The sequence below is a fragment of the Manganibacter manganicus genome (assembly GCF_002075885.1).
Taxonomy (GTDB): domain Bacteria; phylum Pseudomonadota; class Alphaproteobacteria; order Rhizobiales; family Rhizobiaceae; genus Mesorhizobium; species Mesorhizobium manganicum.
On record NZ_MDET01000045.1, the window covers coordinates 117,459 to 140,643 of the forward strand.

Consider the following 23,185-nt stretch of genomic DNA (forward strand, 5'->3'; position numbering starts at 1 on the left):
TGTTTTCATCGTGCTGTGTATGACCCCCTCCCGCGTGAATTCATCCGATGGCGGGCCTGCACGCTTTGCCCCTTGACCTTCCAGTTACTGGAAGCCCTATCTCTGCCCCAACACGAGATTCGAGGCATCAAATGGCACGCAACGAACCACACACCCACGACCATTCGCATCATCATCATGAGCATCATGGCCATTCCGGCTCCTGCTGCGCGGCACATGACAGTGGGTCGGCGACCGACGCGGTGGTCCGCGATCCCGTCTGCGGCATGACAGTCGATCCTGGCGCCGGCAAGCCAAACCTGGAGCATGACGGTCGTACATTTCATTTCTGCTCCGAGAACTGCCGCACGAAATTCGAGGCGGCACCGCAAGACTATATCAGCGCCACCGACCCGGTTTGCGGCATGCAGGTCGATCGTGCCACGACGAAACATTTCGCGCGGCGTGAGGGCCAGGGCTTCTATTTCTGCTCGACAGGCTGCAAGGAGAAATTCGAGGCAGATCCTGAAAAATATCTTGGCGACAGGCCGGTACCCGCGCCCATGCCGAAGGGCACACAATATACCTGTCCGATGCACCCCGAAATCATAAGCGACAAGCCCGGCGCCTGCCCGCTCTGCGGCATGGCGCTGGAGCCAATGGGCATACCGACGGGCGATGAAGGCCCCAATCCCGAACTGGTCGATTTCACCCATCGCTTCTGGGTGAGCGCGGCACTGTCCTTGCCACTGCTGGTGCTGACCATGGGTTCCATGCTCGGCCTGCCTGTTCGACAATGGATGGGCGAACAGACGGCGATCTGGCTCGAACTCGTTCTGGCGACGCCGGTGGTGCTGTGGGCGGCCTTGCCCTTCTTCGAGCGCGGCTGGCATTCGATCCTCAACCGCAGCCCGAACATGTGGACGCTGATCTCGCTCGGCGTCGGCGCGGCTTTCATCTACAGCGTTATCGCCACGCTGTTTCCGGGCATCTTTCCGCATCAGTTCCGCGGCCATGACGGCACGGTGCCGGTCTATTTCGAGGCTTCGGCGGTAATCGTCGCGCTAGTCTTTCTCGGCCAGGTGCTTGAATTGCGCGCCCGAGAAAAGACCGGCTCGGCAATCCGTGCCCTGCTCGACCTCGCGCCGAAGACCGGGCGCTTGATCGGCGAGGACGGCACGGAGAGAGACGTACCGCTGGACGAGGTGAAGGCCGGCGATCGGCTGCGCATCCGCCCCGGCGAGAAGGTGCCGGTGGATGGCGTTGTGTTGGAAGGCCGCTCCTCAATCGATGAATCGATGATCACCGGCGAACCGCTGCCGGTAGAAAAGGACGAAGGCGCGGCGCTGACCGGCGGCACGCTGAACGGGAACGGCTCGCTCATCATGCGCGCCGAAAAGGTCGGCTCAGAGACGACGCTGTCGCGCATTGTCGAGATGGTCGCCAGAGCGCAGCGCAGTCGCGCACCGATCCAGGGGCTGGCCGATCGTGTTTCATACTATTTTGTGCCGGCGGTGGTACTGGTCGCCATTGCTGCCTTCATCGCATGGTCGATCTTCGGGCCTGAGCCCAGTCTTGTCTTCGCCATCGTCTCGGCCGTCTCGGTGCTGATCATCGCCTGCCCTTGCGCGCTGGGGCTGGCAACGCCAATGTCGATCATGACGGCCACCGGGCGCGGCGCGCATGCCGGCGTCCTGGTCAAGGATGCTGCCGCACTGGAGCGTCTGGCCGCCGTCGATACGCTGGTTATCGACAAGACCGGCACGTTGACCGAAGGCAAGCCGAAACTGACGGACGTGATAGCGGACGGCATCGAGGAGAACGAACTGCTCACCCTCGCCTCCGGACTTGAAAAAGGCTCGGAACATCCGCTGGCCGAAGCCATCGTGGACGGCGCCAAGGCGCGCGGCATTGCCGTCCCCGGCAGCGCCGATTTCGAAGCTGTAACCGGCAAGGGCGTCAGCGGCACCGTATCCGGAAAAAAGGTCGCTCTGGGCAATACGGCGATGATGGCCGATCTCGGCCTTGATCCGGCAGCACTGGAGGACAGAACCGAAGCACTGCAAAACGAAGGCAAGACGGCGATGTTCGTTGCCGTCGAGGGCAGGATCGCCGGCATCGTCGCCGTCGCCGACCCGGTCAAGGAGACGGCTGCCGAGGCGATCCGGGGATTGCAGGCCATGGGCATCACCATCGTGCTTGCCACCGGCGACACTGAGCGCACCGCAAAGGCAATCGCGAAAAAGCTGGGCATCGACCGTTTGCGCGCAGGGCAATTGCCGCAAGACAAGGGCGGTTTCGTGGAGGATTTGCGTCGGCGAGGCGCGGTGGTGGCGATGGCCGGCGATGGCGTCAACGACGCACCGGCGCTGGCGGCAGCCGATGTCGGTATCGCCATGGGAACGGGCGCCGACGTGGCGATGGAAAGTGCCGGCATCACGCTGGTCAAGGGCAACCTCACCGGCATCGTGAGGGCGCGGCGGCTGGCTGAAGGAACGCTGTCCAACATCCGCCAGAACCTGTTCTTCGCTTTCCTCTACAATGTGATCGGCGTGCCGGTCGCGGCTGGCGTGCTGTATCCGATCACCGGCATGCTTTTGTCACCGATGCTCGCGGCGGCGGCGATGAGCCTGTCATCGGTTTCGGTCATCGGCAACGCTCTCAGGCTACGCACGTTGAAACTCTGAATTTGTAGCCGGACCCCGCTTAACCCAAAGGAGATACCAATGACTCATATCCGCAAAACCACACTGGCGTTGGCCGCCTCGGCCCTGCTCGCCGCTCCTCTACTGGGGAGCCTTTCCGCGCAGGCGGAGGAGATGAACCACGACATGAGCACAATGAGCATGAGCGCCGAAAGCCCAGCGACCAAGGGCTATATGGCGGCCATGGACAAGATGCATCAGGAGATGATGGGCATCGATTATAGCGGCGACGCCGACAGGGATTTCGTGCTCGGCATGATTCCGCATCATCAGGCCGCAGTCGATATGGCCAAGGTACTGCTCGAAAACGGCAAGGATCCGGAACTGCGCAAGATGGCGCAAGACATCATCGCCGCGCAGGAAAAGGAAATCGCCGTGATGGAGAACTGGCTCGCCGCCCACCCGGCGAAGTAACCGGGCTCCTGTTTACAGTATCAGTCGTCCGCAATCCGACCGCGCAGCTTCTTGACCGTTGCACGGCCAGCCTTTGCCTTCAGCCGCCGTTCGACCGCACCCTTGGAAGGCCTCGTCTTCTTGCGCGGCTTGGGCGGTGGCTCCGCTGCTCTAGCCAGCAGCGCCGTCAACCGGGCGCGCGCATCGGCGCGGTTCTGTTCCTGGGTACGAAAGCGCGCGGCCTCAATGACGATGACGCCGTCCTTGGTGGCGCGCTGGCCGGCCAACCGGATCACCCGCTCGCGCACACGCTCGGACAGGCCTTCGGCATTGGCGGCGTCGAAGCGCAACTGGACCGCCGTCGCCACCTTGTTGACGTTCTGGCCACCCGGCCCGGAGGCGCGGATGAAATCCTCGCGCAGGTCACCCGGCCGAACGATCGCCTCTGCGCTCACTGTGATGATGTCTTCCGCTGCCATGGCGCAGTCATGCCGCGCGCGGGGCCAAAAGAAAAGACCCGGCAAGAGCCGGGCCTTTCAGAAGGCAGTTCTGGAAGCACCTACTCGGCAGCCTGCCGCAGATGCGGGGCGGCATTGCGCACCCTGGCGTCGACATGGTTTTCGAACTTCCCGAAATTCTCGATGAACATGCCGACGAGCCTGGCCGCCTGCCGGTCGTAGGCAGCGGGATCGGCCCAGGTCGCCCTTGGATCCAGGATCGTCGGATCGAGGGTGACGCTGTCCATGCCCGCCACCGCAACCGGCACCTCGAAGCCGAAATGCGGGTCGGTGCGAAACTCGACCTGTCGCAACGTTCCGTCAAGCGCGGCAGCAAGCAGAGCGCGCGTCGCCTTGATCGGCATGCGCGTGCCGGTGCCATAGGCGCCGCCGGTCCAGCCGGTATTGACCAGCCAGCAATCGACGCCGTGCTCGGCGATCAGCTGGCGCAGCAGATTGCCATATTCCGACGGATGACGCGGCATGAAGGGCTCGCCGAAGCAGGTCGAGAAGGTTGCTTCCGGCTCGGTGACGCCTTTTTCGGTACCGGCTACCTTGGCGGTATAGCCGGACAGGAAATGATACATGGCCTGCGCCGGGGTAAGCCGCGCGATCGGCGGCATGACGCCAAAAGCGTCCGCCGTCAGCATGACAATGTTCTTTGGATGGCCGGCGCGGCCGCTGCCGCTGGCATTGGCGATATAATCGAGCGGATAGGCACAGCGGGTGTTTTCCGTCAGCCGCGCATCGTCGAAGTCGGGCGCACCGTGTTCATCGATGACGACATTTTCCAGCACCGTTCCGAAACGCTGCGTGGTGGCGAAAATCTCCGGCTCATGCTCTGCCGAAAGCCGGATCGTCTTGGCATAGCAGCCGCCCTCGAAATTAAAGACACCCTGCGGTCCCCAGCCGTGCTCGTCGTCTCCGATCAGCGTGCGCGCGGGATCCGCCGAGAGCGTCGTCTTGCCGGTGCCCGACAGCCCGAAGAAGATCGCCGTGTCGCCCTCGGGACCCTCATTGGCCGAGCAATGCATTGGCATGACGTTCTTTTCAGGCAGGAGATAATTGAGCACGCTGAACACGGACTTCTTCATCTCGCCGGCATAGGAAGTGCCGCCGATCAGCACGATCATACGTGTCAGATCGACCGCAATCACCGTCTCGCTGCGACAACCGTGCCGGACCGGATCGGCGCGAAAGGTCGGCAGGTCGATTATGGTGAGTTTCGGTACGAAGCTCTCCAGCGCCTTGGCGTCCGGACGGATCAGGAGATTACGGATGAACAGCGAGTGCCAGGCAAGTTCATTGACGATCCGCACCGGCAGGTGGTGCTCGGGATCGGCGCCACCGACCAGATCCTGCACATAAAGGTCCTTGTCGGCGGCGTGAGCCAGGAAATCAGCCAGCAACGTGTCGAAATGCTCGACCGACATCGCCCTGTTGGCCTCCCACCAGACATGCGGGCGAGTGTGTTCATCATTGACGACAAATTTGTCCTTGGCCGAACGCCCGGTATGCCGGCCGGTTTCGGCAACAAGGGCCCCCTGCGCAGTCAGCCGTGCCTCGCCGCGCCGGATCGCCTCTTCGGCGAGCGCAGCGGCACGCAGATTATAGCGCACAAAACCTATCGTCCCGAGACCGATGCGGTCGATTCCATAGGAAGAATTGCGTTTGCCGAGTTCCGACATGGTGCTCCCTTTTACGATCCTGCTGTGTCTGCCGGTAATATTGAGGTCTCTCTTTTTGGCAGGACTTGGGCGCTCAGAAACAGAAAAGATGAAAGATATCAAATCATTAATCGATTTAAAAAATTTGAAAGTTGTTTAAATCGTTTATATGTGCAAAAACCCGCCAGTGGCCAAGGATTGGCGGACCTGTTGCGTCCCGGTCATTCCAGATGGGCGATGCAGGGTCGCCTTCGGGCGGTTGCGGAGCCGCGCCACATTTTGTACCTAATTTGTCCTGCAAAGCCCTTCTTCGAAGAACGAAGGGATACCCGCTCATGAGGGAGCCGCTGGAAATGGCGACAATCGCGCTAGTCGACGACGACCGCAACATTCTGACATCGGTTTCAATCGCACTGGAATCGGAAGGCTACCGCGTAGAAACTTACACGGACGGTGCCTCGGCGCTGGAGGGGCTGACGGCGCGGCCGCCGAATCTTGCCATTCTCGACATCAAGATGCCGCGTATGGACGGAATGGAGCTTCTGCGCCGCCTGCGACAGAAAACCGATCTGCCGGTGATTTTTCTGACCTCGAAGGACGAGGAAATCGACGAGCTGTTCGGCCTCAAGATGGGCGCGGACGATTTCATCAAGAAGCCGTTCTCACAGCGCCTACTGGTCGAGCGCGTGCGTGCGGTGCTGCGCCGCGCCAATGCCCGCGAAGCGGCGGCCAAGCAGCCGAACCAGCAGTCGCGCTCGCTGGAGCGCGGTCAATTGGTTATGGATCAGGAGCGCCACACCTGCACCTGGAAAGGCGAGCCGGTGACGCTCACCGTCACCGAGTTCCTGATCCTGCATTCGCTGGCGCAGCGGCCAGGCGTAGTGAAAAGCCGTGATGCGCTGATGGACTCGGCTTATGACGAGCAGGTCTATGTCGATGACCGCACCATCGACAGCCATATCAAGCGCTTGCGCAAGAAGTTCAAGCAGGTCGATGATGAATTCGAGATGATCGAGACGCTTTACGGGGTAGGCTACCGCTTCCGCGAGATTTAAGCTTCGCGGGCAGGACCTGTCGATCGATGGCAACAGAGGCAGAACGGCGAAGGCCGGCAACGGCCGCAAGGCGGGTTTCCCGCAGGCCCGGACTTCTTTCCCGGATCACGGTGCCGTTACGCCGTTTTCTCGGCCATCACATCTTCTCCAGTCTGACCCGGCGAATCCTGTTTCTGAACCTTGCCGGCTTGGCGGTGCTGGTCAGCGGCATCCTTTATCTCAATACCTTCCGCGCCGGGTTGATCGACGCGCGCGTGGAAAGCCTGATGACGCAGGGCGAGATTATCGCCGGCGCCATCGCCGCTTCCGCCACTGTCGAGACAGATTCGATCTCCATCGATCCGGAGAAACTGCTCGAACTTCAGGCCGGCGAAAGTGTCGGCCCTAGCAGTGACCAACTCGACAATCTCGATTTTCCGATTAATCCCGAGCGCGTCGCCCCGGTATTGCGCCGATTGATTACCCCGACGCGCACGCGCGCACGCATTTACGACCGCGACACCAATCTGTTGCTCGATTCGCGCCACCTGTATTCGCGCGGCCAGATTCTGCGTTATGATCTGCCGCCGGTGGACGAAGAAGAGCCAAACCTGCTGGAACGGTTTGATCGCTATATTTTCTATTTGTTCCGAAATCGAGACTTGCCGATCTATCACGAACAGCCCGGCGGCAGCGGGTCAGCCTATCCCGAAGTGATCCGGGCGCTGACCGGCAGCCCTTCGACGATCGTACGTATCAGCGAGCAGGGCGAGCAGATCGTCTCCGTCGCAGTGCCGATCCAGCGCTTCCGTGCCGTGCTCGGCGTGCTGCTGCTTTCCACCGAAGGTGGCGACATCGACAAGATCGTCACTGCCGAGCGCAAGGCGATCCTGCGCGTCTTCGGCGTGGCGGCGCTTGTGACGGCGCTTTTGTCTCTGCTGCTCGCCTCGACCATTGCCAATCCGTTGCGCCGCCTCGCGGCCGCGGCTGTTCGGGTGCGCCGCGGCCTCAAGGATCGCGAGCAGATCCCCGACTTTTCCAATCGTCAGGACGAGATCGGCAATCTTTCCATTGCCGTACGCGACATGACCAATGCGCTTTACGATCGCATCGAGGCGATCGAAAGTTTCGCCGCCGATGTCAGCCATGAGTTGAAGAATCCGCTGACCTCGCTGCGCAGCGCGGTTGAAACACTGCCTCTGGCAAAGAACGATGCTTCGCGCGCCAGATTGATGGAGGTGATCCAACATGACGTCAGGCGCCTTGACCGGCTGATTACCGACATTTCGGATGCCTCACGGCTGGACGCCGAATTGGCGCGCGATGACGCCGGCCGGGTGGACCTGGCCAAATTCATTACCGATCTCGTCACCATTTCGCAGGAGGCTTCCCACCACAAGAAACGCGTCGAGATCGAATTCAAGGCAGCCAAGCTGCCACAGGGCGCGAAGGGTTACTTCGTGCAAGGACACGATCTGAGACTTGGCCAGGTCATTACCAACCTGATCGAAAATGCGCGCTCCTTCGTGCCGGAAGGGCATGGCAGGATCTCTGTATCGCTCACGCGATCGGGCAAGTTCAACATCATCACCATCGATGATAACGGCCCAGGGATCAGGACGGACGCCATCGAGCGTATATTCGAGCGCTTCTATACCGACCGTCCCGCAAGCGAGGCATTCGGGCAGAATTCCGGTCTCGGCCTCTCTATCAGTCGCCAGATCGTCGAAGCACATGGCGGCACCCTGACAGCGGAAAACATTCCTGGCACCAAGCCCGGCGAGATCAAGGGCGCACGGTTTACCATGACGCTGCCGGCGGAAAGCTAGGTTGTAGTGACGAATCTTCACGGCACCGCAATTATCATCGGCGAACGCGGCCTGCTGATTACCGGCCCTTCCGGTTCCGGCAAGACGACGCTGGCACTGGCGCTTATCGAGCAATTTGCTGGCCGGGGCCTGCTTTGCCGGCTGATCGGTGATGACCAGCTTCTGACCGCGAACCATAGCGGCCGTCTGGTCTGTACGGTGCCGGAAACCCTCGCCGGGCTGGTCGAGGTGCCGGGTATCGGCCCGCAGTCGCTTGCATACGAACCGGCAGCGGTGATCGACCTGCTTGTGCGGCTGGTGCCGGCTTCCGTCATGGCACGCTTTCAGGAGCCCGGCATGGAGATGGTCGCAGGCTGCCGAATATCGCAGCTCGATCTGGCTGCGCGCAATGTCACCGCGGCTGTTCCAGCAATCGCCGCCCGCCTTGCTCTGGATCATTTTGGAATAGAATAGCCGGCATATGGCGTGCCGCGACCGTCTCGTTTTTGCTGCAATGCGTCAAAATGGCCCGGCTTTGACTAAATTGGGGCTTGTCAACGGGTTTTGGCTCGACAAGATAGCGCTCCCGCCGTCCGCATGGCCGGCGGGAAGAAAATGTGCCTGCAACAGGCCATGACGGGAGCCGCCGAAGAATGATTGGACTCGTGCTCGTGACGCACGGTCAACTGGCCAGTGAGTTCCGCCTTGCGGTGGAACATGTGGTGGGGCCGCAAGAAAATTTCGCCACTGTCGCCATCGGCGCCGATGACGATATGGAGCAACGCCGGCGCGACATTGTCGATGCCGTTGCCCGCGTCGATACCGGAACCGGCGTCATCGTGCTGACCGACATGTTCGGCGGCACGCCCTCCAATCTCGCGATATCGGTGATGGAGCCCGGCCGCGTCGAAGTCATTGCCGGCATGAACCTGCCGATGCTGATCAAGCTTTCCGGCGTGCGCAAGGCCGACAACATGACGAACGCGCTCGACGAGGCGCAAGCGGCAGGGCGTAAGTACATCAATGTCGCGAGCCAATTGCTGAGCAGCAAATGAGCATCGAGCCGACCGAAAGCGAAACCATCGTCCGCGACTTCCAGATCGTCAATCAACGCGGGCTGCATGCCCGTGCCTCGGCCAAGTTCGTTCAGGTGGCGAGCGGCTTCGAAGCTACGGTCGATGTCGAAAAGGATGGGGTCAGGGTTGGCGGCACCTCGATCATGGGGCTGATGATGCTGGCGGCAAGCCCCGGCTGCTCGATCCGGGTGATTGCCAGCGGACGCCAGGCGGCGGACGCCATCGCCGCGCTCGACAGCCTGATCGCCTCGCGTTTCGGCGAGGAAATCTAAGCCTGTCGCGGCTTTGCAACTATCGATCCGCATATGTACGGATAATGATTTCTTTATGTCCCATTGTCGTTAAGCGCGTGATCTGATAGGCAAATCGCCAATCAAAGCGCCATGAACCAGCCAATGGCATCGGCGCACCAAGACAAATCATACCGGAGCATGCCATGACCGACAGCAAGGACTTTCTGGTCGCCGATATTTCGCTCGCCGAATGGGGACGCAAGGAAATCGAAATCGCCGAGACGGAAATGCCGGGCCTGATCGCCTGTCGCGAAGAATTCGCCAAGGCGCAGCCGCTCAAAGGCGCGCGCATTTCCGGCTCGCTGCACATGACCATCCAGACGGCAGTGCTGATCGAGACGCTGAAGGCGCTCGGCGCGGATTTGCGCTGGGCCTCATGCAATATCTTCTCCACCCAGGACCAGGCAGCGGCGGCCATTGCCGCAACCGGCACACCGGTCTTCGCCGTCAAGGGCGAGACGCTGGAGGAATACTGGACCTATACCGACCGGATCTTCCAGTGGCCGGATGGCGGCTTCTCCAACATGATCCTCGACGATGGCGGCGATGCCACCATGTATATCCTGCTTGGCGCCCGCGCCGAAGCCGGCGAGGACGTTCTTTCCAAGCCGGGCAGCGAGGAGGAAGAAGTCCTGTTCGCCCAGATCAAGAAGCGCATGAAGGCAACGCCGGGCTTCTTCACCAAACAGCGCGAGGCGATCCGCGGCGTCACCGAGGAGACGACCACCGGCGTCAACCGCCTGTACCAACTCCAGAAGCAGGGCTTGCTGCCCTTCCCGGCGATCAACGTCAACGACTCAGTCACCAAATCGAAGTTCGACAACAAATATGGCTGCAAGGAATCGCTGGTCGACGGCATCCGCCGCGGCACCGACGTGATGATGGCCGGCAAGGTCGCGGTGGTCTGCGGCTATGGCGATGTCGGCAAGGGTTCGGCCGCCTCGCTCAGCGGCGCCGGCGCCCGCGTCAAGGTCACTGAAGTCGATCCGATCTGTGCGCTGCAAGCAGCCATGGACGGCTTCGAGGTGGTGACGCTGGAAGACGCGGCACCGACAGCCGACATCGTCATCACCACCACCGGCAACAAGGATGTCATCACGCTCGACCATATGCGGGCGATGAAGGACATGGTGATTGTCGGCAATATCGGCCACTTCGACAACGAGATTCAGGTCGCGGCATTGCGCAATCTGAAATGGACCAACGTCAAGCCGCAGGTGGACATGATTTCCTTCCCCGATGGCAAGCGCATGATCCTGCTGTCGGAAGGCCGCCTGCTCAATCTCGGCAACGCCACCGGCCACCCGAGCTTCGTCATGTCGGCGTCCTTCACCAACCAGACGCTGGCGCAGATCGAACTCTTCACGAAGCCCGGTCAGTACAAGAACCAGGTTTATGTTCTGCCCAAGCACCTCGATGAAAAAGTGGCGCGGCTGCATCTCGCCAAGCTCGGCGCCAACCTCACGACGCTCAGCGACGAGCAGGCCGCCTATATTGGCGTGACGCCAAAGGGGCCGTTCAAACCGGAGCACTACCGCTATTAACCATAGCGAAATTAATCACAACATATAGTGGCTGGGCGATTGACATTTCGCCCGGCCTTTATTTTTGCGCGGCACATGCCTTCACGGCGATTCGCCAAGGGGTTATTGTCGAATGATTCGCGGCGTATCCGGCAGGTCGGGGCAATGGATTCGCCGAGGCGGTCTTGTTTTAGGTCGTAGTGACGAAATCGGGCGGCGGAGAGGTTCAAGACATGCCGGGGGACAACCCGCTTCACGCGGGAGAGGCCGTTTCCGGCGGCCAGGACGATTCCAGTATGAAAAGCGGCGCGATTGCGACCGCACGCCGGCTACTGCGCCACTGGCGCATGGGTTGGCTAGCCGGATCCACATTCGCCTTGCCTTTGTTGGCAGGAACCGCGCAGGCGCAGGAAATAGCCCCGCGCGCTGGGTTCTCGGTCAGCACGGTGGATGTCATCCAGCTTGCCGTTACCGTCGGCATTATGAGCGCCGCGCTGGTGTCTGCGATCGTGCTGATCCGTGAGCGGCAGCGCACGGCTGCCGAGAATGTCGAATTGCGCACGCGCATCGCCGATGCCAATGCGGCCCTGCAACGTTCGGAAGCCTTGCTCAATCTGCGTGACCAGCGCATCGTGATCTGGCCGTCCGAAAACCGCAAGGCCGAACTGGTCGGCGCGCTGCCGCTGGAAAGCGGCGCGCCGGACGAGCGCTCCGCCTTCCTGGCCTTCGGACGCTGGCTTATGCCGCGCTCGGCGGCGGCACTGGAGCACGCCATCGCCGCGTTGCGCGAAAAGGGCACGGGTTTTGATCTCGTCGCGGAATCGCAGGCCGGCGCGCCGCTCGAAATCCAGGGCCGCAAGAGCGCGACGCATGCACTGGTACGGTTTTCCTCGCTGTCCGAAACAAAACGCGGCGAAGCGCGGCTCAGGCTCGAAAACCAGCGGCTGGCCGCCGATCATGACACGCTGTTCGGCCTGCTCGACGCCTTGAAAATGCCGCTGTGGCTGCGCGCTGCGGACGGCCGCCTCAAATGGGCCAACCGCGCCTATGCCGAAGCTGTCGAGGCCACGGATGCCGAGGCGGCGGTTAGCGATGGCAAGGAGTTTCTCGGAGGTCAGTCACGCCAGACGATTACCGAACGACATCGGACAAACCCAGTCTTCGAGGAGACGCTCTCCACCGTGGTCAACGGCGACCGGCAGATGTTTTCCGTTACCGACTTCGCCGGGCCGGCAGGATCGGCGGGGATCGCCTGCGACGTCAGCGCCGCGGAAACGATTCGCGAGGAATATCAGCGCATGGTGCGCAGCCATGCCGACACGCTCGACCAGCTCAACACGGCGGTGGCGATCTTCGACGAACGGCAGAAGCTGCGCTTCTTCAACCAGGCCTTCCAGAAGCTGTGGGGCCTCGATGGCGGCTTCCTGCACAGCGCGCCCGACAATGCGCTGCTGCTCGACCGATTGCGCAGCGAGGGCAAGATCGCCGAGCAGCCCGAATGGCGCCGCTGGAAAGACGGCCTGCTTGCCGCTTACCGCGCGGTGGAACCGCAAGAACACTGGTGGCACCTGCCGGACGGCAAGACCATCCGCGTCGTTGCCAATCCGCAGCCCAGAGGCGACGTGACCTGGGTGTTCGAGAATCTGACCGAGAAGATCAATCTTGAAAGCCGCTACCAGACGGCGGTGCGGGTGCAGGGCGAGACGCTCGACAATCTCGTCGAGGGCGTGGCGGTTTTCGGACCAGATGGGCGATTGCGCCTCTCCAACCCGGCCCTTGCCAAATTGTGGGATCTGGAGCCCGAGGCCGTGCAGCCTACAGTGCATGTGTCGGTCATCCGCGATATTTGCGATCAGCGCGCCAAGGACAGCCCATGGGTCAACTTTGTCGCGGCCGTGACCGGGTTTGACGAAGAACGCCGCGACCGGCATGGCCAGTGCGAACTCGTCAACGGCACGGTGCTGCGCCATGCCGTCATCCACCTGCCCAACGGACAGACGATGATCACATTCGTGGACGTCACCGACAGCGTCAATGTCGAACGTGCGCTGAAAGAGAAGAACGAGGCGCTGCTGAAATCAGATCAGTTGAAGAACGATTTCGTCCAGCACGTTTCCTATGAATTGCGCTCGCCGCTCACCAACATCATCGGCTTCACCGAATTGCTGGCGCTGCCGGCCACTGGCCTGCTGACGCCGAAACAGCGCGAATATGTCGGCCATATCGGCTCGTCTTCGGCGGTGCTGCTCACCGTCGTCAACGACATACTCGATCTTGCCACCGTCGATGCCGGCATCATGCAGCTCGACATTTCCGAGGTCCGCATCGCAGCCACAATCGACGCGGCGGCCGAGCTTGTAGCCGAGCGGCTGGACGAGCACGCCATCAAGCTCAAGATCGAAGCCGAGGGCGCGCCGGAAAGCCTCCATGGCGACGAGACGCGCATCAAACAGGTCCTCTACAACCTGCTCAGCAATGCCGCCAATTACGCACCCGAAGGCAGCACCGTGACGCTGACCTGCCGCCAGCAGGCCGAAGGCGTGGAATTTGCCGTTCATGACGACGGGCCGGGCATGGCGCAGGACGTGCTGGACTCGGTGTTCAGCCGCTTCGAATCGCGGATCAATGGCGGGCGGCGACGCGGCGCCGGACTGGGTCTCTCCATCGTCAAGAGCTTCGTCGAACTGCATGGCGGCAGCGTCGCCATCGAAACGGGCGCGGGGCGCGGCACGACCGTGATCTGTACCTTCCCAGCTTCGCCCGCGACAGTGCGCGCAGCGGCAGAGTAAAGGCAGGCATGGAGGACGGTTTGCTGCCGGCGCTTTTCCTGGCCGACGAGGCCGCCACCGCCCGGCTCGGCGAAGACATCGCCATGGCGCTGAAACCGGGAGACGCGATTGCGCTCAAGGGCGACCTCGGTGCCGGAAAATCGACGCTGGCGCGCGCGCTGATTCGGGCGCTGGCGGACGATGCGGCGCTCGAAGTGCCGAGCCCTACCTTCACGCTGCTGCAAAGCTATGCGGCGCGCTTTCCCGTCCATCATTTCGACCTCTACCGGCTCGGCTCGCCGCACGAACTGGACGAACTGGGCTTCGAGGAGATACTCGGCGATGGCGCGGCGCTGATCGAATGGCCGGAACAGGCCGGCAACAGGCTGCCTGCTGAAACGGTCCAGATCGAACTCACCCACGAGGGCGAACGGCGCTCAGCTCAGATTTCCGGCAACGGCCCGCTTTTGGAGCGTATCGCCCGCTCGCTTGCGATGCGCGCCTTTCTCGGAGACGCCGGCTGGGGCGATGCCGTGCGCCGCGCCTTCGCCGGCGACGCCTCGGCGCGCGGCTATGAAATCGTGACGCGCGCGAGTGAAGTGCCGCGCGTCTTGATGAATTCGCCACCGCTGGTGATGGGGCCGCCGGTGCGCGACGGCAGGCCCTATGCCGAGATCGCCCATACGGCGAAAACGGTCGCGGCGTTCGTGGCCATCGACCGGGCGCTTTCAGACGGCGGCGTCACTGTGCCGCAAATCCATGCGCAAGACCTCGACCACGGCTTCGTGCTGATGCAGCATCTGGGCAGCGAAGGCTTTCTCGACACCGAAGGAAAGCCGATAAAGGCGCGTTACGAAGCAGCGGCGCTCCTGCTGGCCATGATGCACGGACAGGAATGGGCATGTCGTCTGGAGGCTGCGCCGGGCATCCTCCACACCGTTCCGCCCTTCGACCGCGACGCGATGATGATCGAGGCCGATCTGCTGGTCGATTGGTATGTGCCGGCCATCACCGGCGCGCTGGCAGTCGAACAGATCCGCGCCGATTATCGCCGCCACTGGAACGCGCTGCTCGACCGGCTGGAAGGCCGTGAAACCACCTTGATGCTGCGCGATTTCCATTCGCCCAACATTGTGTGGCGCGCTGAGCGCAAAGGTCATGACCGGCTCGGCATTCTCGACTTTCAGGATGCGCTGGTCGGCCCGCCGGCCTATGATGTCGCCTCGCTGGCCATGGACGCGCGCGTCAGCGTGCCGCCGAAAATCGAGAGGGCGACCTACGACGCCTATATCGCGGCGCGCAATGCGGCGGGCGACTTCGATACCGGCGCCTTCGCCGAGGCCTATGCAATCATGGCAGCCCAACGCAACTCCAAAATTCTCGGCATTTTCGTGCGGCTCGACCGGCGCGACGGCAAGCCCGCCTATCTGAAGCATCTGCCGCGTATTCGCGACTATCTGAGACGGGCGCTGGCGCATCCGGCGCTGACAGAATTGCGCACCTTCTACGAGGAGCAGGGCTTTCTTGAGGAGCGCCCGCTATGACGGATAAGCCCAAGATAGCGATGGTGTTGGCCGCCGGGCTCGGCAAGCGCATGCGCCCGATCACCGACACGCTACCCAAGCCGCTGGTGAAGATCGCCGGCAAGCCGCTGCTCGACTGGGGATTGGACAGTCTGGCCGCCTCTGGCGTGGAAAAGGCGATCGTCAACGTACATTATCTTCCAGAGCCAATCCTTGCCCATGTCGCAGGCCGCACGGCACCACGCGTCGTCATTTCCGATGAGCGCGCGAAACTGCTCGAATCGGCCGGCGGTATCGTCAAGGCCCTGCCCGAACTTGGCTCTGCGCCCTTCTATGTCATCAATTCCGATACGTTCTGGATTGAGGAGGGCTGGATCGAGAGGGGAAAATCCAATCTCGACCGCCTCGCCCTTGCATGGGACGGCGCGCGCATGGATATTCTGCTGATGCTTGCCAATCTCGATCAGGCGACCGGCCATTCGGGCAGCACCGATTTCCTGATGGCGCCGGACAGCGTGCTCAGCCGCGCCAGGGGCGACCCGACCGGGCTGATCTATGCCGGCGCGGCCATCATCCATCCACGCATCTTTGCAGGTGTCGCAGCGACCTCGCATTCGCTCAACATCTATTTTGACCGCGCCATCGCCGCCGGCCGCCTGTTCGGCATGAAAATGCACGGCCACTGGATCACCGTCGGCACGCCGGACGCCATCCCGAAGGCCGAGGCGGCGGTCGAAAAGGCGCTGGCAGACGCGCCATGACCAGGCGGGACGCGCGCCACGTCTTCACCATTCCGCCCGGCGCGCCGTTTTTGCCGACGCTGGCGCAAGCCCTGCTTTCCGGCACACTCGTGCCCGACTTTCGCTTCCATGGCGACCCGCTGGCGCTGGCCGCCGTCACCATCTATGTGCCGACACGGCGCGCCGCGCGCGCGCTGCGCAGCGTCTTTGCAGAAGTGCTGGGCGGCGGATCGGCCATTCTGCCGACAATCCGCCCGCTCGGCGAATTCGACGAGGACGAGGCGGCATTCGAGGCGGATACGCCCGAAAGCCCCGCCGCGCTCGACCTTGCCCCGCCGATGGCGGGAATCGAGCGCCTGCTTTTGCTCAGCCCGCTGGTGCGCGCATGGAAACGGCGCTTGCCGGCACATGTTGCGGCACTGTTCAACGAGGAGGTTGTCGTGCCGGCCTCGACGGCGGATTCGCTGTGGCTGGCGCGTGACCTCTGCGGCCTGATGGACGAGATCGAGACCGAAGGTTCGGACTGGGCGAAGCTTTCGGGCCTTGTTTCCGGCAATCTCGCCGGCTGGTGGCAGGTGACGCTGGATTTCCTGCAGATCGTCACCGAAGCTTGGCCAGTCCTGCTTGCCGAGCGCGGCCTTTCCAACCCGGCCGCGCATCGCAGTGAGCTGATCCGGCTGGAGGCCGCGCGACTCAAGCGAAACCCGCCGCCCGGCCCGGTAATCGCCGCCGGATCGACCGGGTCGATTCCCGCCACCGCCGAACTCCTTTCCGTAATCGCGTCGCTTCCGCAAGGTGCCGTGGTGCTGCCGGGTCTTGACCGGGCGTTGGACGAGGCCTCTTTTGCCGCCATCACCGCCCCAGGCGCCGCGCCGGCGCTGCTTGGCCATCCGCAATATGGCCTTGCCCGCTTGATCGGCCAGATCGGTATCGCGCGCCGTGACGTCGATGAACTCGGCGCAACCACGCCCGCGCTTGCCCTGCGGGCAAGACTGGTCGGCGAGGCGTTACGACCGGCCGAGACCACCGAATTGTGGCGCGAGACGCGCAACGGCTTCAGCGATGCCGACATCGAACAGGCGCTGGACGGCGTGACCCTGATCGAAGCCGCCACCGAGCGCGACGAGGCGGCGGCCATCGCCATTGCGCTGAGGCTCGCCGTCGAGCAACCGGGCCAGCGCGCCGCGCTTGTCACCGGTGATCGCGCACTGGCGCGGCGCGTGGCGGGCGAGCTTCTGCGTTTCGGTATTGTCGCCGACGATTCCGGCGGCATGCCTCTGGCCGAGACGCCGCCCGCCACATTGCTCAAACTGCTGCTCGAAACCGTTTTCCATCCCGGTGATCCGGTGGCGCTGCTTTCGCTGCTCAAACATCCACTTCTGGCGCTCGGCATGGAGCGCTCGACTGTCCGCCACGTCGCCGAGACTATCGAACTGGTGGCGTTGCGCGGCGGCACCGGTAGGCCGGACATTGCCGAACTCAGCGCGCACTTCGAAACGCGGCTGACGGCGCTCGGCGGCGACAGTCGGCCGCCCTTCTGGCTACCACGGCTTTCGACATCCCGCATTGAGGCCACGCGTTCGGTGTTGGCGCGGCTTGGTGAAGCGCTGGCACCTCTCATTGACCTGCGCACTGTGAGCGAAGCCGATTTTCGGGCCCTGACCGAGGCAAGCGTCACCGTGCTGGAGGCGTTGGCACGCACAGCCGACAACGGCCTTACTGCGCTCTATGAGGGCGATGCGGGCGCAAAACTGGCCGAACTGCTGCGTTCGCTGGTTTCGGCAGAGGCCTCGCTGCCGCTGGAACCCGCCGAATGGCCGGACGTGATGAATGCGCTGATCGCGCCTGAAACGGTCAAGCCGGCGCGAGGCGCCGACAGGTCGGTGGCCATATGGGGCGCGCTGGAGGCGCGGCTCCAGCATGTCGACACGCTGGTGATCGGCGGGCTGAACGAGGGCGTGTGGCCGCGCAAGGCCGAGAGCGACCGTTTCATGTCGCGACTGATGAAGACCGGCATCGGTCTTGAGCCGCCGGAGCGGCGCATCGGCCTTGCCGCACATGATTTCCAGATGACGATGGGTGCGCCCAAAGTGGTGCTGGCGCGCGCGGGCCGCACTGGGGATGCGCCGGCGGTGCCGTCGCGCTGGCTGCAGCGGCTTACCACTTTCATCGGCAAGACGCCGACCGACGGGCTGCGCCAGCGCGGCAATGAACTGATTGCATGGGCGCAGGCGCTGGATGTCGGCGAGCGCAAGGATTTTGCTCCGCGCCCGCAACCGAAGCCGCCGCTGGCAGCACGGCCGCATCATTTCTCCGTTACGGAGATCGAAACGCTGCGCCGTGACCCGTATGCCATCTATGCACGGCGCATCCTGGCGCTTTCACCACTCGATCCGCTGATCCGCGACCCGAACGCTGCCGAGCGCGGCACGCTGTTCCACGCCATATTGCATCGCTTTTCCGGCCTCGGCATTGATCCACGCGACGGCGGCGCGCTGGCTGCATTGCTCGAAGCCGGCCGCGCCTGCTTCACTGAAGCCGCTTTGCCCGCCGATGTCGAGGCGGTGTGGTGGCCGCGCTTTGAAAAACTCGCGCCCAACATCATCGAATGGGAGCGCCGGCGCGCAGGCGATGTGGCACAGCGCTACGCCGAAGAACGCGCCGTCAAGAGCGTAGTGGGGAAATCCGGCGTCACGCTTTCCGGTTATGCCGACCGCATCGACCTTCTGGCCGGCGGCATGGCCGACATACTCGACTACAAGACCGGCTCCTCGCCCTCCAAGGCGCAGGCGCACACCCTGTTGTCGCCGCAACTGGCGCTGGAAGGCGCGCTGCTGAGGCGCGGCGCTTTTTCCGCACTGGGGCGGCGCGACCCTTCGCAACTGGCCTTCGTGCGGCTGAAACCCAATGGCGAGGTGTTTCAGGAATCGATTCTCGAATATAACCGCCAACCGCGCAGCGCTAACGATCTTTCGGAAGAGGCCTGGGCGCGACTGGAAAAGCTGCTCATCCACTATGCCGATCCCCTAATCGGCTATCTGTCGCGGGCGCTGCCCTTCCGCGAGGGCGAGAGCGGCGACTACGACCATCTGGCGCGCGTACTGGAATGGTCGGCTGGCGGCGATACCGATGGTGAGGGAAGCGAGGAATGAAGCGCCGCTACCCTGTTCCCTCCGATACCGCCACCAGCCAGGCAGCCGCCTCAGATCCGGCAAATTCCGCCTGGGTGTCGGCCAATGCCGGCTCCGGCAAGACGCATGTTCTGGCGCAGCGGGTCATTCGCTTGCTGCTGAAAGGTACCGATCCGTCAAAAATCCTGTGCCTGACCTATACCCGTGCAGCCGCCGCCAATATGTCGAACCGCGTGTTCTCCACCCTGTCGGAATGGACGGCGCTGGCCGACGCCGGGCTTGCCGCGACGATTGAGACGGTAGAAGGGCGCAAGCCGGACGATGCCGCGCTACGGCGAGCGCGGCGGCTTTTTGCCGAGGCGCTGGAAACGCCGGGCGGGCTGAAGATCCAGACCATCCACGCCTTTTGCGAATCGATGCTGCACCAGTTCCCGCTGGAGGCCAACATCGCCGCGCATTTCGAGATGATCGATCCGCAGATGGAGGCGAACCTGTTCGCTGCCGCCCGGCGCGACATCATCACCGGAGCGGGCGCTCCAGGCGAAGGACAAGACGGCACCGGGCTGGCGGAAGCTTTCGCCACCGTGCTTGAGCGCGGCGGCGAGACCGGCCTCGATGCACTGCTCGGTGAAATCCTGCGCAAGCGCGACGGCCTGCGGGGATTTATCCAGAAGATCGGCGGCGACGGAGATAAATTCCAGCCGCTGTTTGACGAGTTCGGCTTTGCCGAAGGCGAAACGAGTGCCGGCATAGCTGCCTCGATGTGGCCCTTGCCGGGGTTCGAATCGGGCTATTTTGCCGAGTTGCAAGGCGCATGTAGCCGGCTCGCTGCCGCCCGTGCCTCGGAACATCTCGTTTCTCAAGCCGAACCGGCCTTTGCCGAAGCGGATCCCGAACATCGGATCGTTCTGCTCAAGAACGCATTTCTTAGCGGCAAAGGTGAGCCGTACAAACCCGGATGGCTGTTTTCCAAGGCACTCGTCAACGCCCTGCCCGACCTGCCTGAACGTTATCTCGAAGCGGCCAACGCGCTTATCGAGACCTGCGAAAAGCTGGCGCTTCATCGCATGCTGCAAGGAACGAAGGCGGCGCTGACCGTCGCCGACCGGCTGATTTCCCGCTACGAGCAATTGAAGCGCGGGCGCGGCCTGCTCGACTTCAACGACCTGATTACCCGCACGGTCAGTCTTCTGGCGCGGCCCGATGCCGGGCCATGGGTACAATACAAGCTCGATCGGGGCATCGACCATATCCTGCTCGACGAGGCGCAGGACACCAGCCCTGACCAATGGGAGGTGGTGCGGCGGCTGGCGGACGAATTCTTCGCCGGCGAAGGCGCGCGCGGCCATGTCGAGCGCACCATTTTTGCCGTCGGCGATGAAAAACAGTCGATCTATTCGTTTCAGGGCGCGGCGCCCGATTCCTTCCACGAAAGCCGGCAATTGTTTTCGGCCAAAGCAGGCGGAGCCGAAGCACGCTTCGCCGATCTGAGGCTGACGCTCTCTTTCCGCTCGACACAGGATGTGCTTACCGCTGTTGACCGCGTATTCGCGGACGAGGCGGTGCGACGCGGCATCGGCCACGACGCCGATCCGGTTCTGCACAACGCCATCCGCTATGACGCGCCGGGTTATGTCGAAATCTGGCCGTCTGTCGGCGCTGAAGCGGTGGAGGAGGAAGACGACTGGACTAGGCCCGTCAATCATATAAGCGCCCCTGCGGTGCGAGTGGCCGAGCAGGTGGCTGCGACGATCCAGAAATGGCTCGCCTCCGGTGAGATCATCGAAGGTCAAGGCCGGCCGCTCAGCGCCGGCGACGTGCTGGTGCTGGTGCGCAAGCGCGATCGTTTCGTGCACGCCTTGTCGCGTAGCCTGAAGAACCGTGGCATTCCGGCGGCGGGCGCCGACCGGCTGAGCCTGCCCAGCCATATCGCGGTGAAGGATCTGACCGCCCTCGGCCGTTTCCTCATCCAGCCGGAAGACGATCTTTCTCTCGCCGCCGTGCTGCGCAGCCCGATCTTCGATGTCGCGGAAGAAAGCCTGTTTGCGCTGGCGCACGGCCGCGGCTCCGGCATATCGCTGGCTGCGGCGCTGCGCCGGCAGGCGGGCAGCGATGGCGCACTCGCCGCCATCTCCGAACAACTCGAAAAATGGACCAACGAAGCCGCATTCGGCCGGGTGTTCGAATTCTATGCAGCCCTTCTTTCGCGCGACGGCGTGCGCGCAAAAATGATGGCAAGGCTGGGGCCGGAGGCCGGCGAAATCCTCGACGAATTTTTGAGCTTCTGCCTCGCGGAGGAACGCACCGGGCTACCGGGATTGGAGGCTTTTCTCTCGACGCTGGAAAATGCCGGCCCCGAGATCAAGCGCGAGATGGATCAGGGGCGCGACGAGGTGCGGGTGATGACCGTGCATGCCGCCAAGGGGCTTGAAGCGCCGGTGGTGTTCCTGATCGACAGCGGCGCGGCGCCCTTCAGCGACCAGCATCTGCCGCGCCTGATGCGTTTCAAAAGCTCCGGCGCGCACTGGCAGGGCGAGGCCTATCTATGGCGCGCCGGCGCCGACGTCGCCAACGGCTTTTCCAAAACCGAAAGCGAACGGTTGAGGGCGCTTGCCGACGACGAATATCGCCGCCTGCTCTATGTCGGCATGACGCGCGCCGAGGACCGGCTGATCGTGGCCGGCTATCACGGCAAGCGGCCGCCTGGCGAAGGCACCTGGCATGCCATCGTCAGCCGAGCATTGGTCTGCGCGCCGGAAACGACGGAGCATCCGCATCCAGCCGGCGATGGAATTGTTCATCGCTTTCGCGCCAACAATCTCGCGCCGTTGTCGGGTGAAGCCACTGACACATCGCGGCAGGCGGAGTTTGATCCTCCGCCGCCGCTCCTTTTCCAGCGGCTTCCGCCTTTCGAGGATTTGCCGCGACCTCTCTCGCCCTCCGGCGCCTCGGCGCTGATCGAGGACGACAGGGGAACCGCGCTCGACACCCGTTCGCCGGTGCTGGACACAGATGCCGAACCCGGCTTGGCCGTGCGGCGCGGGCTTGCCATGCACAAGCTTTTGCAAATGCTGCCGGATATCACCGAGGCCGACCGAAGCGCTGCCGCCCACCGCTACCTGGCGCGAACCAGCGCCGGCTGGCCTGCAGGGGAGGCGGACGTGGCATGGGCGGCAGTGGAAGCCATTCTCGCCGATCCCGGCTTTGCGCCGCTATTCGCGAAGGGATCGCGCGCGGAAGTCGCTATCATGGGCAACCTCGACGTCAAGGGAAAGATGCGCACCGTCTCGGGCAAGATCGACCGGCTGGCAGTGACTGATCACGAAGTGCTGATCGTCGATTACAAGACCAACCGCCCGGCACCCGCCAGCCTCGCAAACGTGCCGCCGGCCTATCTGTTGCAGCTTGCACTCTATCGTGCGCTGCTCCAGCCGCTTTATCCGGGCCGCGCCGTGAATGCCGCGCTGCTGTTCACCGAAGCGCCGCGCCTGATCGCGCTTCCGCAATCGGTGATGGACGAAGCCCTTGCCCGACTCACAAGGCCGTGACACAAATTCTGCCTGAATGGCTTTTGCTGGAACAGCTTTGCTTGAACGGCTGAGCCCGCGCCACCACATTTAGCCGGAATATTGGATCAGAAAGGATTTCACATGGCCACCGTCAAGGTTGACAACAGCAACTTCCAGGCCGACGTGCTTGGCGCGAAAGAACCGGTCGTGGTGGATTTCTGGGCGGAATGGTGCGGTCCGTGCAAGATGATCGGCCCGTCGCTGGAAGAGATCGCCGCCGAACTCGGCGACAAGATCAAGATCGCCAAACTCAACATCGACGAGAACCCGGAGCTTGCCGCGCAATATGGCGTGCGTTCGATCCCGACCCTGATGATCTTCAAGGGCGGCGAAGTTGCCGATATGAAGGTGGGCGCTGCACCGAAGACCGCGCTGTCGCACTGGATCAACGGCGCCGTCGCCTGATTTTTTTCCAGGATCAAAAGCCGGCCGATGTTTTTGAAAATCGGCCGGCTTTTTGTTTTGGAGCACAGGCTTTC

16 protein-coding genes are annotated in these 23,185 nt (G+C 62.9%); 14 read left to right on the top strand and 2 right to left on the bottom strand.

The window, feature by feature from the left end; all coding sequences use genetic code 11:
• Positions 1-131: 131 nt before the first annotated feature.
• Positions 132-2,666 (top strand): heavy metal translocating P-type ATPase, encoded by a 2,535-nt coding sequence (locus BFN67_RS19740; RefSeq protein WP_080921198.1) that lies wholly within the window; start codon positions 132-134, stop codon positions 2,664-2,666.
• A gap of 39 nt (positions 2,667-2,705) precedes the next feature.
• Positions 2,706-3,098, top strand: a complete 393-nt coding sequence (gene copM, locus BFN67_RS19745; RefSeq protein ID WP_080921199.1) for a CopM family metallochaperone — start codon at positions 2,706-2,708, stop codon at positions 3,096-3,098.
• Positions 3,099-3,118: 20 nt separating this feature from the next.
• On the opposite strand, the gene arfB is transcribed toward copM, so the two are convergent.
• Together arfB and BFN67_RS19755 are read right to left on the bottom strand one after the other, a co-directional pair.
• Positions 3,119-3,556, bottom strand: coding sequence for an alternative ribosome rescue aminoacyl-tRNA hydrolase ArfB (arfB, locus tag BFN67_RS19750; protein WP_080921200.1), 438 nt, complete (start codon positions 3,554-3,556; stop codon positions 3,119-3,121).
• 80 nt (positions 3,557-3,636) lie between these two features.
• Entirely contained in the window at positions 3,637-5,262 is a 1,626-nt protein-coding gene (locus BFN67_RS19755; RefSeq protein ID WP_080921201.1) for a phosphoenolpyruvate carboxykinase, read from the bottom strand.
• 332 nt (positions 5,263-5,594) lie between these two features.
• Between BFN67_RS19755 and BFN67_RS19760 the strand changes: the two genes are divergently transcribed.
• The 12 genes from BFN67_RS19760 to trxA all read left to right on the top strand — a co-directional run bounded on the left by BFN67_RS19760 (position 5,595) and on the right by trxA (position 23,111).
• Positions 5,595-6,296 carry a response regulator transcription factor gene (locus tag BFN67_RS19760; protein ID WP_139789272.1) on the top strand — a complete coding sequence of 234 codons (702 nt, stop codon included), beginning with the start codon at positions 5,595-5,597 and terminating at the stop codon, positions 6,294-6,296.
• Between the two features lie 26 nt (positions 6,297-6,322).
• Positions 6,323-8,104: a sensor histidine kinase gene (locus tag BFN67_RS19765; RefSeq protein WP_080921203.1), complete on the top strand. Its 1,782-nt coding sequence runs from the start codon at positions 6,323-6,325 to the stop codon at positions 8,102-8,104.
• A gap of 6 nt (positions 8,105-8,110) precedes the next feature.
• A complete protein-coding gene (locus BFN67_RS19770) occupies positions 8,111-8,557 on the top strand; it encodes an HPr kinase/phosphorylase (RefSeq protein WP_080921204.1) in 447 nt (148 codons plus the stop codon).
• A 179-nt stretch (positions 8,558-8,736) separates the two neighbouring features.
• Entirely contained in the window at positions 8,737-9,138 is a 402-nt protein-coding gene (locus BFN67_RS19775; protein ID WP_080921205.1) for a PTS sugar transporter subunit IIA, read from the top strand.
• Entirely contained in the window at positions 9,135-9,431 is a 297-nt protein-coding gene (locus BFN67_RS19780) for an HPr family phosphocarrier protein (RefSeq protein WP_080921206.1), read from the top strand. The genes BFN67_RS19775 and BFN67_RS19780 overlap by 4 nt, the downstream gene beginning before the upstream one ends.
• Before the next feature lie 164 nt (positions 9,432-9,595).
• Positions 9,596-10,996: an adenosylhomocysteinase gene (gene ahcY, locus BFN67_RS19785; protein WP_080921207.1), complete on the top strand. Its 1,401-nt coding sequence runs from the start codon at positions 9,596-9,598 to the stop codon at positions 10,994-10,996.
• Between the two features lie 212 nt (positions 10,997-11,208).
• Positions 11,209-13,764, top strand: a complete 2,556-nt coding sequence (locus tag BFN67_RS19790; protein ID WP_080921208.1) for a sensor histidine kinase — start codon at positions 11,209-11,211, stop codon at positions 13,762-13,764.
• Between the two features lie 8 nt (positions 13,765-13,772).
• Positions 13,773-15,287, top strand: a complete 1,515-nt coding sequence (gene tsaE / locus BFN67_RS19795; protein ID WP_080921209.1) for a tRNA (adenosine(37)-N6)-threonylcarbamoyltransferase complex ATPase subunit type 1 TsaE — start codon at positions 13,773-13,775, stop codon at positions 15,285-15,287.
• On the top strand, positions 15,284-16,027 hold the full coding sequence (locus BFN67_RS19800; RefSeq protein ID WP_080921210.1) for a nucleotidyltransferase family protein: 744 nt from the start codon (positions 15,284-15,286) through the stop codon (positions 16,025-16,027). Before tsaE ends, BFN67_RS19800 begins: the two co-directional genes overlap by 4 nt.
• A complete protein-coding gene (gene addB, locus BFN67_RS19805; RefSeq protein WP_080921211.1) occupies positions 16,024-19,158 on the top strand; it encodes a double-strand break repair protein AddB in 3,135 nt (1,044 codons plus the stop codon). Before BFN67_RS19800 ends, addB begins: the two co-directional genes overlap by 4 nt.
• Complete coding sequence (addA, locus tag BFN67_RS19810) at positions 19,155-22,685, top strand: double-strand break repair helicase AddA (RefSeq protein WP_080921212.1); 3,531 nt, start codon at positions 19,155-19,157, stop codon at positions 22,683-22,685. The genes addB and addA overlap by 4 nt, the downstream gene beginning before the upstream one ends.
• A gap of 102 nt (positions 22,686-22,787) precedes the next feature.
• A complete protein-coding gene (gene trxA, locus BFN67_RS19815; RefSeq protein WP_080921213.1) occupies positions 22,788-23,111 on the top strand; it encodes a thioredoxin in 324 nt (107 codons plus the stop codon).
• Positions 23,112-23,185 lie beyond the last annotated feature (74 nt).